General features: G+C 38.4%; 14 protein-coding genes and 1 pseudogene. 11 read left to right on the top strand and 4 right to left on the bottom strand.

The features are described from left to right. Positions 1–265, top strand: a pseudogene (locus tag AC5JPY_RS13110) (recombinase family protein); the annotation flags it as partial. 217 nt (positions 266–482) lie between these two features. Here AC5JPY_RS13110 and darG read toward each other — a convergent pair. Together darG and darT are read right to left on the bottom strand one after the other, a co-directional pair. Further along, positions 483–1,571 (bottom strand): type II toxin-antitoxin system antitoxin DNA ADP-ribosyl glycohydrolase DarG, encoded by a 1,089-nt coding sequence (gene darG, locus AC5JPY_RS13115; RefSeq protein ID WP_443546035.1) that lies wholly within the window; start codon positions 1,569–1,571, stop codon positions 483–485. Between the two features lie 122 nt (positions 1,572–1,693). After that, entirely contained in the window at positions 1,694–2,326 is a 633-nt protein-coding gene (gene darT / locus AC5JPY_RS13120; protein ID WP_443546033.1) for a type II toxin-antitoxin system toxin DNA ADP-ribosyl transferase DarT, read from the bottom strand. 314 nt (positions 2,327–2,640) lie between these two features. On the opposite strand from darT, the gene AC5JPY_RS13125 reads away from it, so the two are divergent. Next, complete coding sequence (locus AC5JPY_RS13125; RefSeq protein ID WP_493852747.1) at positions 2,641–3,144, top strand: plasmid replication DNA-binding protein; 504 nt, start codon at positions 2,641–2,643, stop codon at positions 3,142–3,144. A gap of 18 nt (positions 3,145–3,162) precedes the next feature. Here AC5JPY_RS13125 and AC5JPY_RS13130 read toward each other — a convergent pair whose 3' ends face one another. Together AC5JPY_RS13130 and AC5JPY_RS13135 are read right to left on the bottom strand one after the other, a co-directional pair. Continuing rightward, positions 3,163–4,092, bottom strand: coding sequence for a RepB family plasmid replication initiator protein (locus tag AC5JPY_RS13130; RefSeq protein ID WP_443546029.1), 930 nt, complete (start codon positions 4,090–4,092; stop codon positions 3,163–3,165). A gap of 309 nt (positions 4,093–4,401) precedes the next feature. Beyond that, positions 4,402–6,462 (bottom strand): MobA/MobL family protein, encoded by a 2,061-nt coding sequence (locus AC5JPY_RS13135; RefSeq protein ID WP_493852748.1) that lies wholly within the window; start codon positions 6,460–6,462, stop codon positions 4,402–4,404. Between the two features lie 256 nt (positions 6,463–6,718). Between AC5JPY_RS13135 and AC5JPY_RS13140 the strand changes: the two genes are divergently transcribed. The 9 genes from AC5JPY_RS13140 to AC5JPY_RS13180 all read left to right on the top strand — a co-directional run. Continuing rightward, a complete protein-coding gene (locus AC5JPY_RS13140) occupies positions 6,719–7,030 on the top strand; it encodes a mobilization protein MobS (RefSeq protein WP_179799762.1) in 312 nt (103 codons plus the stop codon). 113 nt (positions 7,031–7,143) lie between these two features. Next, complete coding sequence (locus AC5JPY_RS13145) at positions 7,144–7,794, top strand: Abi family protein (protein ID WP_179799761.1); 651 nt, start codon at positions 7,144–7,146, stop codon at positions 7,792–7,794. Positions 7,795–7,808: 14 nt separating this feature from the next. Continuing rightward, positions 7,809–8,450 carry a hypothetical protein gene (locus AC5JPY_RS13150; protein WP_179799760.1) on the top strand — a complete coding sequence of 214 codons (642 nt, stop codon included), beginning with the start codon at positions 7,809–7,811 and terminating at the stop codon, positions 8,448–8,450. Positions 8,451–8,882: 432 nt separating this feature from the next. After that, positions 8,883–10,553 carry a phosphoethanolamine transferase gene (locus tag AC5JPY_RS13155; protein ID WP_493852749.1) on the top strand — a complete coding sequence of 557 codons (1,671 nt, stop codon included), beginning with the start codon at positions 8,883–8,885 and terminating at the stop codon, positions 10,551–10,553. Between the two features lie 45 nt (positions 10,554–10,598). Further along, on the top strand, positions 10,599–11,285 hold the full coding sequence (locus tag AC5JPY_RS13160) for a response regulator transcription factor (RefSeq protein WP_058025514.1): 687 nt from the start codon (positions 10,599–10,601) through the stop codon (positions 11,283–11,285). Between the two features lie 100 nt (positions 11,286–11,385). Next, positions 11,386–12,732 (top strand): sensor histidine kinase, encoded by a 1,347-nt coding sequence (locus AC5JPY_RS13165; protein WP_493852750.1) that lies wholly within the window; start codon positions 11,386–11,388, stop codon positions 12,730–12,732. Between the two features lie 364 nt (positions 12,733–13,096). Next, positions 13,097–13,567: a diacylglycerol kinase gene (locus AC5JPY_RS13170; RefSeq protein WP_025645042.1), complete on the top strand. Its 471-nt coding sequence runs from the start codon at positions 13,097–13,099 to the stop codon at positions 13,565–13,567. 48 nt (positions 13,568–13,615) lie between these two features. Further along, positions 13,616–14,374, top strand: coding sequence for a PAP2 family lipid A phosphatase (locus AC5JPY_RS13175; RefSeq protein ID WP_037058916.1), 759 nt, complete (start codon positions 13,616–13,618; stop codon positions 14,372–14,374). Between the two features lie 188 nt (positions 14,375–14,562). Beyond that, on the top strand, positions 14,563–14,912 hold a 350-nt coding region (locus AC5JPY_RS13180), incomplete at its 3' end, for a recombinase family protein (RefSeq protein WP_493852751.1).

Here is a 14,912-nt window from a genome sequence, read left to right on the forward strand (position 1 = left end):
CAGTATATTGCAGGCCATCAACTCGATGATGCTGGATATGCTTGCAGCCATTGCTCGAAAAGATTATGAGGATCGCCGTAACCGTCAGATGCAAGGTGTTGCTCGTGCTAAGGCAGAAGGTAAGTATTTAGGACGTAGGAAAGATACTGAAAAACGTAAGATCATTGCCAGTCTACTCGAATCAAGTCATAGCTATTCTGATATTCAAAAAATAGCCAAGTGTTCACGGCATCTGATCGCTGACGTAGCCAAAGACAGAGACTGATCACTGACCATTAAGTGGTTCTATTACAGCAATCTACTACGAGTGGTCTATTAATGAGCCTTTTTAGATGATTCCTTCGGGGGGATATCATAATGTCCTTCCAGATAAATCTTATTAAAGCAGTAGATGTGATGGTTAGCAAAAAGCCACCGAGTAGCTACTCGGTGGCTTTTTGCTTCTTATAGCTGAATAAATATTTTAAATACTTTCTTGTTAGCTATGAATAACTAAATCCAGCCAAGCGTTCAATGGCTAAAGCTAAAGATTTGTCATCGAATATCTCTAGTTTACGCTGTCCCCATTTGAGATCATTAGATTCTATGAACCACTTTTCTAAACCTTGTTTAACGCACTCAAGTTTTGGTTCTACACCTTCTTTATGAATAAGCCAATCAACGGTCGCTAACAACTCCATACCATAAGGTGACTCAAAACCTTCTATCACATCAATTATTTGTTTTAGTGCTGGCAGATATGACTGACTCTTACTCTCAGTTTGTAAATAACTTTGTATAACCTGCTTATGGTCATAGTTAAATCTGATCGTACTCTCAAACGCTTGAATGTCGGTAATGCGTTTATCTGAAATTAAATAATGCCCATCAAGGCTATTTAATAAATGCGTTAAGTTATAAGCATAAGGACCATAGCGATTCGCAACGAAATCCAATTTAAATGGATCACCTAAATTTTTGGAAGTAATACTACGGTCTAGCAAGTAGACTAGTTTCTGTATTTCGACTTGGCTACAGTCCATTCCAATAATCAAATAACGTCGTATTAGTTCTAATACTAATGCCCTAGCAGGAGTTAAATTGGTAACGCCTACTTTATTTTTGACGTTCTGATATTGTTTAGTTGGCTCATAGACAAAGATATCAACATCCTCTAAATCATTTAAAGCCTCTACAATTTTAGGTTTTACTTCATGCCACTTTAACCCGCCGTTCCCTGCTCCTAGCGGAGGAATAGCAATGGACTTGATATTTTTTTCAATAATAAACTTACGTAAATCTTGCAACCCTGATTCAATCCATTCCATCTTTGACTTGTTGCGCCAATGCTGTTTTGTAGGAAAATTAACTATCCATGTAGCTCCTGATAACTCATCTGTATGTGTGATAAACATCTTACCCGTTTGAATATCGCCTGATTTGCAAGCTTCTGCGTACTCTTCCATATTCTTTGAAAAGCGCTCTTTAAACATCAAGGCAACACCTTTACCCATTACGCCAACAGTATTCACAGTATTCACAAGTGCTTCAACATCGGCTTCTAACAAATTGCCAGTAGTATAGGTAATCATAGCTTTTCTCCGTCTACCTTTACAGTAGTGAATAACTTACTTTCACGTACCAATGATAGATACAATAAAATTTGTGCTCTAAGCTATTCATTAATAGCCAAGACTCAATAGTCGATTAATTCTTAAGTAAAATACATATGTTTCGCCACTTTCACTGTCATATTCTTACCATGTTGTTTTAAATAACTTTCTACTTCTGATTTAACAGTTTCGCTATAGCATAAAATTGCTTCTAACTGCTCAATGGGAAGATGCTTATGAATTAAGGCCTCGGCTTGATAACGCTCCATGTTTACGCGTGTGAAATTACAGTTTTGCAGAATTCCCCAATCAATACTATTTAAGTGCTGTAGATCTGAGTAAAAATCAGCGTAAGCCATTAATGCATGCATATTTGTAAATACGAAATTCACACTGCTATTATTTTTAAGACTATTCAAGCTAGCAACTAAGATAATGATATCTTCATTGGCTACCTTGGGTACATTATACCCTGTATGTATGTTATACATCATAGGTGAAAATGGCGTAAAGTAGAAAGGTACATAATCGTTAAGTACTCCTCCAGTTGCAATTGGTACATCTCTAGAATTACGTCTTTCTATAATTTCCTCGTTACCCATCGTTTTGTAGTTGGCAGTTGGTGGAACATGATTCGCACTATATAGACCTTTCTCGATCAGAGAAGATATATCACTACGACGAACAATACGCCATATACGAGCGTTTTCAGCCGTTAGAAATCCATATTTCATAACCTTCTCCTAAACATTAAATAATACAGATAAAGCAGCCTTAAAATTTCATATGTTATTAGATTTATTAATTTAGTTATTTAATAGATCATCCATAATAATCGCTGTCATTAGGGCAAGACTAATATTTTGCAAGCCTTATCCCAACCATATTTTCATACGACTATTGACACTTATGTATCTGAACCCCTAATTTCCGTATAAAGTATTTATAGTTTGCCACACAAGCACGTGAGTGCCATAGTTGTTCACTGAACGTTCTGGACAGTTGAACTGTACAGGCTCTAAAAACGTACTTGAACATTAGGTGAACAATGAAAATATCGGTGACGAAAGCAGCAAAAGAATGGGGTGTGTCAAGAACAACAATCTATCAGAAAGTTAATGATGGCGAGCTATCTAGAGCAGCAGATAAAAAAATTGACACTGCGGAAATGCTTCGAGTATTTGGAGAACCTTTGTCCAAAAAACGTACTGAACAATCACTGAACGTTCCTGATAGTACGCACTTGAACAGTCAAGCTGGACAGTCTTGTACAGAGCTTGAACACCAATTAGATTTAGAGAAATTAAAGAACGAACACCTTCGACAGCAAGTCAGCGATCAAAAGCAGCTGATAGAGAATTACCAACAACAGATTGGTCAGCTAAACAAGACTCTGGATAAAGCCAACGCTAGTATTCACGATTTTGCTCAAGTGAAGTTACTAGAATTCAAGCAACTTTCATCAGATGGTGAGGCACAGCCAGAACAAAAACCAACGATGACACCAGCAACAGCTCCCAAGAAGAAGAAACGGTGGTTCTTTCAATTATAATTCGTGTTGGACAAGATGTTAGTGTTTAACTTTTGGTAAATAACTTTCTAAGCCTTTATTGGGTTTGTTAAAACTTTCAGGCTCTCGCTGTATGATATTAATCATTTCACGCTTAAATGCATCAGTATGCATTCTGCCGTCATAACTTAGGCTTGAGTGGTTGTTATAGTCATTCATAAACTGCACGCTATCGACGATGGATTGAATGGCGGACGGTGACAAGGTGCCGTCTTTACTGGTTAATTTGTCTAATGTTTTTTTATGGAACTTGAGCGTTAATCCCTCATAACCTTTGCCTCTACTTTTTTTGTGATACTCAACAGTGACCTTGTAGTTTGTACTCTCATTGACTTCATCTATAGCAGTGTCAATCACACGCTCTCTAAGCTGTCCAAATTGCTTATACTTACCTTTAATGCCCATAACGTAGCGAAAATCATCTAAATTCATAGCTTTAGTATATTGATACTGACCTACCCAACAAACAATTAATTCATATAGGCGTATCGAATGAATACTTGATAGCTCAGATACCTCCATCAGCCTATATTTTGTGAAGTTAGCTTTCAGCTGTGTCAAATAAGGCAGTACATCCTCTGCAAATGTTATTGTTATCTGCTCTCCGTTGGGATCATAAAGAACGCCGCTAACAAAGCGGGTACGAAGCGTTTTATTATCCTCCAGTGCTATCAGAACTTCTCTATCAAAAAGCCGATTGCTAGCTTGCTCTAAATCTCTAAAAGCATTCTTCTTAGTACTATCGTTATAGAATATCTTTGCTACTTCCTCGACTGTCACTGTGAACTTGGTTTGCTTAGTAATGTTTGGCGCATCAGGTCTACTATCAATACGACTAATACAAGTTAATAAAAGCTGTTTCTCTTTAGTGGTCATGGTATAAGCTGCTAGGACAAGCTCATTGGATTGTACGACTAGATTGTTTTCCATATTTTTTTCGAATCCCTGCTTAATATACTGTTATTTCCAATAATAACTAAGCTTTACTTTAGCATATAAAACCATAAATAATATCATAAATTTTTATTTGTGTTTTTTCTACTCATTTTGTGTTTTTTCTACTCATTTTGTGTTTTTTCTACTCATTTTGTGTTTTTTCTACTCATTTTGTGTTTTTTCTCTCCGTAACACATTGATTTTAAAAGGTAAAAAAGTCTCTTAAACAGGAGTAAACAGGAGTAAACAGGAATAAATAAAAACCCTTAAAGAAACGGGTGAATAAAAAAGTTGTGGATAAGATTAAAAAGGAGAAGGAGAGGGTCGATTGATAGGTTTAGCAATCTCTAATTTCTGACTAAGAGCTTTCAATCCGTTATTAATGCTCTGGATATCGCTTTCAGTCAACTTATCAGCATATTTGGTATTAAACCCACTTAGACTAGATTCAAGCGCTCTAGCGTGCTTCTGGACGCTCTCATTGCTATCTAATGTTCTTAATCCTTGATATGCCAGTTCATACTGCTTGGAAGTTCTTCTTAGAATCTCGCTGATATGCTCCTGAGCTAATACTTTGCATTCTTCAGCGGTGGTTTCTTTGTTTATGTACTGCTCAATGTTATCCAAATAACTGACCGCTGTTAGCGTTTCTGCCGTCATTCGGCTAATGTCACTACGACCCAACGAGCCTTGCAATTCATTGTTTTTGGCTGTTCTGCTAGCATCTAATCGAGTAAGAAATACATCAAAATCGGCTGTGACTTCATGATAGTTTTTACGTTCTTTTTGTCTGTTAATCAATATATCCATGGCATTCAGGTTGTCTTGCATTACGTCAAACGTAAACAAGTCCGCAATGCGCCGTTGTTCCTCTCTAAAATCATCAAAATCGTTGGTTAAGCCCAATTTGTTAGCGAAGCGATCAAGGATTTTGACTTGGCGATAGTCAAATTTTTCAGGGTAATCAGCAGGATTATCGCGAAAGCCTGGGCGTAAACTGAACTTTTCATGGTGTCGAGTCATTAAACGATGAGCAAAAGCGCCTAACGTCGCTCTAAGATCATTATTGTCTTTCTCATCTGCGTAACTTTCTCTTTTAGCTTGTCTATCGTACTCTCTAAGCTCTCGATCAATTCGTCTTTTTCGCTCATAAAAGGCTCGTCTGTAGTTGTCGTCAAAGGGGTTTGGAGCTGGTCTGGCGCTTTGTTCAACTGCGCTGTTAATTTCAATATCTGATCTTCCGATAGCTTTAGTGATGCTGTTAATTGCTTGTTTTGAGTTGTTAATTCTTTGTGTGAGTTTTTCATTTGCTCGTGCTGTGTTTGAACTTTTTCTTGTGTTGCTCTCAATTGCTTTGTGGTTTCCATCAATCCAGTTTGGTAGGTTTTTGCATCGCTTACTTGACCACTCAATGTCTCGTTTTGTGTTTCTAATTCTTTGATCCGCTCGATCAATATATCGTTTTGTTGTTTCAAGTCGTTCATCATAATCTCGCTGCTCAAAAATAATTCTATTGGACGCTTCTAGCACTAAACTATTACGCTCCGCGATCATGGCGTTGATTTCACCCCTGATCGTCACTGGCGCAATGCCGTTAAATACCTCGCCTTTTTCCATTGCTACCAATTTAGCTGTCTCATATGCGTCACGCTCCAGCTTAGTCGCAACACTGCCCATCTTAAGCTGTGGCTCAATATCTTTGCCTTGATCTGCATAGCTACGGCAATCTATCAAATCGTGCTTATGCTCGGCTAATTTTTCATTAGCAAGCTGCTCCCATAGTTGGCGAACCTCTTTAATCTCAACACTGACTCGTTCCATGCCAAGCTTATGACGCTTCGTGTCGGACAGCTCAATATCAGCTTTTTCAGTCAATATGATCTCGTTGTTGTTGCCAAGTGCTGCGGTACGCGTGGTGAACATGATATGAGCATGAAAGTTACGAGGATCGGCACCACGATCAATTTCTCTTTGAGTTGGTTTGTGAATGGCACAATCGGCAATCGTGCCGTAACGATCCGCAAGCGTCTGAGCGAACTTGTGTGCAATATCTTTACGGTCATTCTCGTCAAGTTCATAGGGCAGATTGACCAGCCATTCGCGAGCCACACGCGCATCTTTACGCTTCTCGGCAGCCTCTGCCTTATTCCATAAATCGCTGCGTGAAATATCAGTATAAGCAGAAGCCAATGCTGTCGGTAAAATGATATCGGCACTCATAACGCCTGATCGTTTAGAGTAATCATGGGTTTTACCGTATCGCTTATCGTCAAGCTCAACACCAGCACGATAGCTCGCAGAAGCAACGGCACTTTGTCCATTACCCCGTGATATAGATTTAGTCGATGCGATAAAAATAGCCATTTCTATATCCTATAGCTTTTGATTTTTAGCACTATATATTTTCGTAGTGTTGGGGGTGTGGGGGTCTTACCCCTGCCGATGTTTTGACTTCATAAATGTACGACCGAAGGGAGTAAACATTTGTGAAGTCGAAAACTCGCACTTGGTCAGTGGGACGCAACCATCTGTCAAATAACTATATCATAAACTGTTGTTAGGTATTGGCGAAGTTGCTATAGTTAAGTATATGAATATTTTAATAAATCAAGGAATGGATATGAGCTTACTTGGTGGTAATGATTTAAAAGAACAGCAGAAGATTAACGAGCTTGAGCTTAAGATAAATAGAGAGAAACAGAAACTGGATAAGAAGCTGACACGGCAAAAAATACTGCTGGGTACTTTTCTTATTGATACTTTAGAAAAAGATCAGGTACATGGATTAAAAGAATATATCGCTAAGAGACTGCCCCAATATTTAACCAGAGAAACAGATAGGGAGCTATTAAAGGGTCTCATTGAGAACTTGGGTGGTACTATGGTGGCTGAGAATAATGAAGACAAAGCAAATATTGAAAGAAATATTTGATAAAATTAAAAAAGAAAACCCTGCACAAAGGCAGGGTTTTCGCATCTGTCTAGGGGGGAGGTGTTAACCTACGATACCCCTAGCTCACAATTTGATTATAAGGCTTTCTAGGTATGAATTCAACTGTTAACGGTGAAAGGGTAAAAGGTACGCTATCTTCACCAAGACTATCTACTTACGAAAGAGAGGCTTCTGACTTAGATAGCGCTTTAGAATTGTATCTATGGAATGCAAATGTATCAGGCGCATTTTTCCCTTGCCTACATATTTGTGAGGTGACTATCAGAAACGCGGTTTCAGAGGTGCTGTTTAAGCTACACGGTAACCAATGGCCATGGAATAACGGTTTTATAAATACTTTGCCTAACCCTAAATATGGCGACAATCCAAGAAGAAACCTAAAGCAAGCAAGCACCAAGTCATCTGATGTCAATAAGATCATACCTGAACTGAACTTTGTATTTTGGCAAAAAATGTTTACCAGTCGTCATGATGATCAGTTGTGGCTGCCTCACTTTAGAACTACTTTTCCTAATACTGATGCCAGTATTGCAATAAAAGTGCTAAGAGGTGAGATATATAATGATTTAGAGAAGATTCGAAAATTAAGAAATCGTATCGCCCACCATGAGCCAATATTTAGAAGAAAACTCGATGAGGATTATAAGGCAATCATAAAAATAATCGGATATAGGTGTGAGGATACAGCTGAATGGTTAAGCTTAAACCAAAACGTAGCCTCGTTGATGAACAACAAGCCTTAAGATTAAGCATTTGAATGGTGTCAAAAGACTGTTCATCAGGCGTACAAAAAAGCAAAGTACAAGCTCTAGGGTATTTAATCAAGAAAGGTGGATTTAGTAAAATGAGTGATCTAATAGTTTCGATTTCTGTTGTTGCAGCCTCTTTACTCGGTTCCTTAGCAGCTTTGCCAGTAATGAATAGCCTATCGGGGAGTAGAGATCAAAGATCTTTCAGACAAGCTTTAAAAGACGGTGTGATAAAAGAAAAAATCACTTATGAGGATTTGCAACATATAGCTGAATGTTGGAATCAAAACAGAAAGTCTATTCTATATAATTTGAGAATGTTACTTTCTGAAGCTATACGTGAAGAAGGAGAGTTGGCTAGTTCAGTTGATTATATTAGAGAGCTATTAGCAGCTCATCAAAAAAACGAACCCTTTGCTGAGCTTCCTGAAAATATAAGTATACAACTGAACGATATTCAAGGTTCTTTAGTACAAAATACTCTAGATGACGTAAATAGAAATAAGATAAATCAATTAGCTGCTTCTCTTAGTACTTTATATGTATCAAATCAACGTAGTATTTCTAAAGAAAAAAACATGACTAGAGCAGGGTTTTTTATAGGTTTATTGGGAATAACGTGGAGTGTAATTAGTTTTTTCGTAAAGTAGAGAGTATTGATTTGAACAGCTAGTTACTCGGGGTGGCGCTTGATAATCTAGCTAACCAATCAGGTGCTTTCACGGGTTCGGTTCCCTAGTGAGGACTTGAATCTTAGGGTGTAGGCTAGTGATAACAATAGCCTACATTATTTATAGCAGGTCAGTGTACATGGCAGTAAAACGCCCCGACTATATCGAAGGTTGATTTACTTGAGTCAGGCATCGCTGCCTGACAGGGTTAAAAGATCATAATAACGTTTTTCAAACTCACTCTTCTTAGGTGATGTGGTTAATAATGGGGTTTTGATCCTACATACCTGAAAAATTTCAATAGTAGCACTAAAACACAAACTCCTATTCAATCCCCTTAACGTCTTCTTAACAGGCTACTTGCTATCGTAAGGAATCATATTCCTTACGATCCTGTTGAGAATCCCGTTTATGTTACCCTCTCAAGCACTTAGCACTATTAGTAATCAAGCTAATACGAAAAAAAGCTTTGCAAGCAAAATTTTTGATCGCAAGATTAATCTTAGCTTTCTGATTATCATTGTCGTGCTTTATTTAATAGCTACTGCCAATATTGGCTTTTTTACGCAAGTGTTAAGTGTTTATCCACTTAGCACAAACATTGGCTTTATAGTGTCTCTCTCAGGCTTATTATTTAGCTTGATGTGGCTAATCGTTCAGTTGCTATGCTATCGACCCATTGCCAAACCAGTGCTGATTGCTTTAGTGCTGATAGCAGCTGTGTGCGGGTATTTTACCGATGCTTACGGCACCATATTTGATACTAATATGCTAATTAATAGCTTACAGACTGATCAAGCAGAAGCGATGGGACTGATGTCGCTAAGCTTTTTTATTCGGCTGCTAATATTAGGTGTTGTACCTGCTGTTATTATTAGCAAATTAAAAATAAAACCTACTTCCTTACGACGCTCGATACTACAAAAGACAGCTACTTTGATAGCGGCTATTGCCTTAGTAGGCGTTTGCTTATTGCCCTTTGGTGATCAATACGCCACCTTTTTTCGTCAGCATAAAATGGTGCGTAGTTATACCAATCCTATTACTCCTATTTATTCAGTCATCAAACTCGGTACTGATTATATTGATGAGCTACGCCGTCCTGATACGATGATACTGCACGCAACTGATGCCAAACGTAACGCTGCTAATGGTAGTACAGCAAAACCAAAACTCATGGTATTTGTCGTTGGTGAAACAGTGCGCGCTGACCATATTAGCTTAAATGGTTATAAGCGCGATACGATGCCACTACTTGCCAAGCAATCTAATATTTATAGCTTCAAAAATGCCACCTCTTGCGGTACTTCTACAGCTTACTCAGTGCCTTGTATGTTCAGTTATGCTAATCGTTCAGACTATAATCCGGATGAAGCAGACTATAATGAAAACGTGCTAGATACGCTCAATAAACAAGGCGTAAACGTTATTTGGCGCGATAATAATTCAAGCTCTAAAGGCGTGGCGGATCGAGTGACTTTTGAAGACTACAAAACGAGCGATATCAATCCAAATTGCGATGATGAATGTCGCGATATCGGTATGCTTGATGGTTTTGATAAGCTTGTAAAAACAGGCGCTTCTGCTAAAGATACACTGATTTTATTACATCAAATGGGCAATCATGGTCCCGCTTACTACAAGCGTTATCCTAAGGCTTTTGAAGAATATAAACCCGTCTGTATGACCAATGAGCTATCCAAGTGCGATGACCAATCAGTTATTAACGGCTATGACAATGCGATTCGTTATACCGATTACTTCTTGAATAACGTGATTGATACGCTAAAAACTTACGAGCCCGATTATGATGTGGTAATGGTATATATTAGCGATCATGGTGAGAGTTTAGGTGAGAATAATATCTACTTGCACGGCCTGCCTTACTCTATAGCACCCGCTGCGCAAAAGCAGGTGCCTGTCATTATTTGGTCGCCTACTAATAATAGTATTGATAAAAACAGCCTTATGCTTGATAAGCCAGTATCACACGATTTTATTACCCCAACTTTACTTCAATTTTTCGGTATTACCACCGACGAGATGCTATCAAAACCTACTTTTTTCCAGTATACCCATTAAATTATTTTTTATCCGCCTCACGCTTTTTATAGAGTAGTAGCCATTATGTATAAAATACTTATTATTGAAGACAATCCCGATATCGTCGCCAACATTTACGCTTTTTTTGAGCCTAAAGGCTTTGAGTTAGACAATGCTCATAATGGCATTAGTGGCTTAACGCTAGCTTCAAATAATCGTTATGACGTTATCTTACTAGATGTGATGTTGCCTGGCATGGATGGCACCAAATTGTGCAAGGCGCTTCGAGAGGAATTGCATAATAAAACACCTGTGCTCATGCTGACGGCACGTGATACGATTCTGGATAAAGTCACAGGTTTTGATAGTGGCGCTGATGATTATTTGGTCAAGCCTTTTTCGCTCGTCGAATTAGAATCCCGTATTAAAGCTTTGATTCGTCGGCATCAAGACGATCATTTTCAACATAATATTACCGTTGGCAAACTGTCTTTAAATACCGATGAGCACACGGTTACTCGTGAGGGTAAATCACTCAAGCTCACGCCAACAGGGTTTAAAATACTGAATACCCTGATGAGCGCCGCACCTCGAGTCGTCAATAAGAATGAGCTTGAGGAAAAATTATGGGGTGAAGATATACCTCACAGCGATGCTTTACGTACGCATATGCATAGTGTGCGCGCTCAAGTTGATAAACCGTTTATTGAGCCGATGATCATGACCATAGCGGGCGTTGGCTATCAGATTATCAACCCTGATAAAGTCTAAAATTTCACAATACGATTTACAGATTAGAGTCTATTATAAGCAGTCATATCTATATTTTTTCTTACGCTATCTATTGCCTTACACTAAATAAGCGTCTGCCATGTTCACTATAGACTCAATCGCCAATAAGTTTCGAATCTCCTATTTTGTATTCGCTTTATTGCTTTGCACGGCTTTCGTCAGCATTTTTATGTATGCTGAGATGCGAATTGAACAGGACTTAGTGAAAGGGCGACTTTTACAGCAGCTACAAATCAGTCAAGAAAAATATGGTGAACAGGCTGTTTATACAGCAAATCCGGGTATTAAAATTTATCGTTATGGTAGTGCGCCTGAGAATTTAAAAACAATAGCCAACGGAACCGTTCAAGAAATGCGAGTAACCGTAAATAATAAAGCGGGTAAAACTGAAACTAATCTGCATTTTTTTGCTTATCCACAAAATGAGCAAAACTATATTTTGACCTACTTAGAAGGGTCTGAAATGGCGATGGAGAATTATCCTGTTTTAGCAATCTTTGAGAATCTAGAAGATATATTTGCTGATGCACTAAAAATTGCGGTCCTTTTGAGCTTACTAATCGCTGCGCTATTCTCTTATTTATCCTCTAAGCAAATCATCAAGCCTTTATTAGATCTAAAAAAAGCGGTAGAGACCGATCATCAAAATTTAACCGAATTAACCCACCTACCCTCAGAAGTTGGGGTGTTAGCACGAGCGATTGATGAGAAAAATAATAACCTTGAGCAGTATCTAAAGCGTGAGCAATTATTCACAGGCGATGTCAGCCATGAATTGCGTACCCCTTTAACCATAATAATGGGCGCATCCGAGGTATTAGCCTCCCAATTAGCGCACGACAGCTATTTAAGCGAATTTACCAACCGTATCAACACGACTGCAAAGGAGACCACTGAGATTATCAGCGCCTTATTACTACTCTCTCGTGCCCCTGAAAAACTGGATGCCCCGCAAACCTCTATTAATAGTATTGCTATAAATGAGGCGCAGCGCTTAAACTATCTACTCAAATATAAGTCAGTCACTTGTACAATAATCGCTGAACAAGTGTATTTTACAAACGTGCGTCCTGAACTGCTAAAAATGGCGCTAGGTAACCTCATTAAAAATGCCTTTCAATACACAGATGATGGCGAAGTCATCATAACTATCGATAGTGACAAAATAGTCGTTACTGATACGGGTCTTGGTATTCCTGAGAGTATGATGCCGCTGCTGTATGAGCGCTTTGAGCGTTTAGAGCATAGCAATACGGATGGCAAAACGGATGACAATTCGAGCACAGATAAGGCATTTAGTAATAAGGTTGAAGGGTCGGGCTTAGGACTTAGTATCGTGCAGCGTATTATGACGCATATGGATTGGGAATTAACCCATCAAGCCAATAAAACTGGGGGCAGCAGCTTTAGTATTTATTATCGTTAAGGCTATCGAACGATAAGCCCAATTATATAGCTTTAGTCAAAGCAGTAGCCGACACCTCAATAGCACAGGTGTTAGTTACTGCTTTTTGGTTTGTCCAGTATTTAGGTATTAAGCTTAGTAAAGACGCTATATCAAAAGTCTAAAACCCGCAATTGCCCTACTTAAGCAACGGTATAAATTTAATTTCAGGGTTTTATCTTAACGCTTTCTTAACGATACCAATCTTATAATGATACCTAAGTGCTAACCAGTGCCCTCCTACACTGGGATCATTACAACAAGAATTATATCGGTGATTGCACTTTTTATTTTATTCCCAAAGCTTGCCATACCCTCTAACTTTAATGACTATTAAGCAATCAACATGAGTACTCGCAAACCTACTATTCTCGATAATGAAGCCGCAGATTTTGATTATAAACTTAAAGAAACAACTGGCTCTCTACTGGTAGCTGATAGCTTTGCGAGTGAAGTTAAAGGTAAAAAGGGGCTGTCTCGTATTTTAAAAGCGACGGGCTACTCGATAGATGGTTTTAAAGCGGCTTATAAATATGAAGCGGCCTTTAGGCAAGTTATTTGGCTTAACTTTTTACTACTTATCGTTTTAATATTTATGCCTTTTGCTATCTATATAAAAATGCTGCTGTTAATAGTTTCGTTTCTATCGCTTATCGTCGAGCTATTCAATACAGGTATCGAAGCCTGCGTTGACCATACTTCTACAGAACAACATCCGCTCGCTAAAATAGCTAAAGATGTCGGTTCTGCTGCCCAGTTTTTGGCGTTATTGTTATTGTTTGTTTTATGGCTGATGGCATTATTTAACGTCTTATAGCGAATAGCACTTGAGGTTTTGCAAATTAATATATTGAAAGGTATTTCAATGGCATTGGAAAATAACTCATCTGATTGGATGTGGCTTAAGCTGCTTTGCTTAACGATCATTACAGCGTTAATCTTTGAACATAGCCAGTTTGATATTCACATCAGCGAGCTTTTTTATACTAATGGGCAATGGCTTATACAAAAGGGCGCACAGCCTTATGCTTTCATCTTTTATGATGCTCCTAAAGCATTATTGATTTTGCTAGCCCTCTACTTAATCACTGTGTTAATTATTAAATACAGACAGCCTTCGAATAATGTTTCTATCATCAAGAATAGAAGTATCAATCAATTTATGGTTCCCTTTTCAGTACGTGAAATAAGCTACCTACTGATTATTCTTATCGTCGTACCTTCTACTGTTGCCCTATTAAAGAGTGTCACTCATGTCAGTTGCCCCAATCATTTAACGCTGTTTGGTGGGGACTTACCTTATCTGAATATTTGGCAAAACATAACCGCTAAAACCGATTCCAAATGCTTCCCAGCCGCCCATGCCAGTGCAGGGTTCTCTTTATATGGCCTGGCTTTTTTACCTAGTCTACACAAATATCGCTATAGGATATTTACAGTAGTGACTGTTTTAGGCTGGACGATGGGGCTGTATAAAATGAGTTTTGGCGATCACTTTTTTAGCCATACGCTGGTATCAATGCTGCTGTCACTGACAACAACTTGTACATTTGCCAGCTTCTTATTCAAAAAAGCAACCATTTATGAAGGCAGAAACATTGAGTCTAATACTTTGATAAGTTGATAACTACATTTATTATTAACACCTATAATCACACGTCATAATACTTAAGCTATGCATAAAATATTAGATGGTTCTATTTAGGGTATACCCTAAGGGAACCACCTATTTCACCCTTCAAACCTATTAACAGACCACTTAAAACAGACTGGTATAATGGAACCACTTATAACAGACTATTTTAGGTGTTTATGTTTATTAGAGCGTATCTACGAGCGTCTACCAAAGAACAAGATGCTAAGCGTGCCAAAAGCGAGCTCATAGCATTTGCCAACGATCATGGCCACAAAATTGCTGCCTTCTATGTCGAAAACGAATCAGGAGCTATTTTGGTGCGACCAAAGCTTATGCAGCTGATTGAAGATGCTCATAAAGGCGATATTATCTTAGTTGAGCAGATTGATCGCTTGGCGCGTCTGAACCAAGCTGATTGGGATACGCTCAAAAGAATGCTATCAGAAAAAAAGCTCTCTATCGTATCAAAAGAGCTGCCTACCTCATATATAGCGCTTCAACCTGAACGCAGCACTGAATTTATGAG

This window comes from Psychrobacter sp. H27, assembly GCF_059072655.1.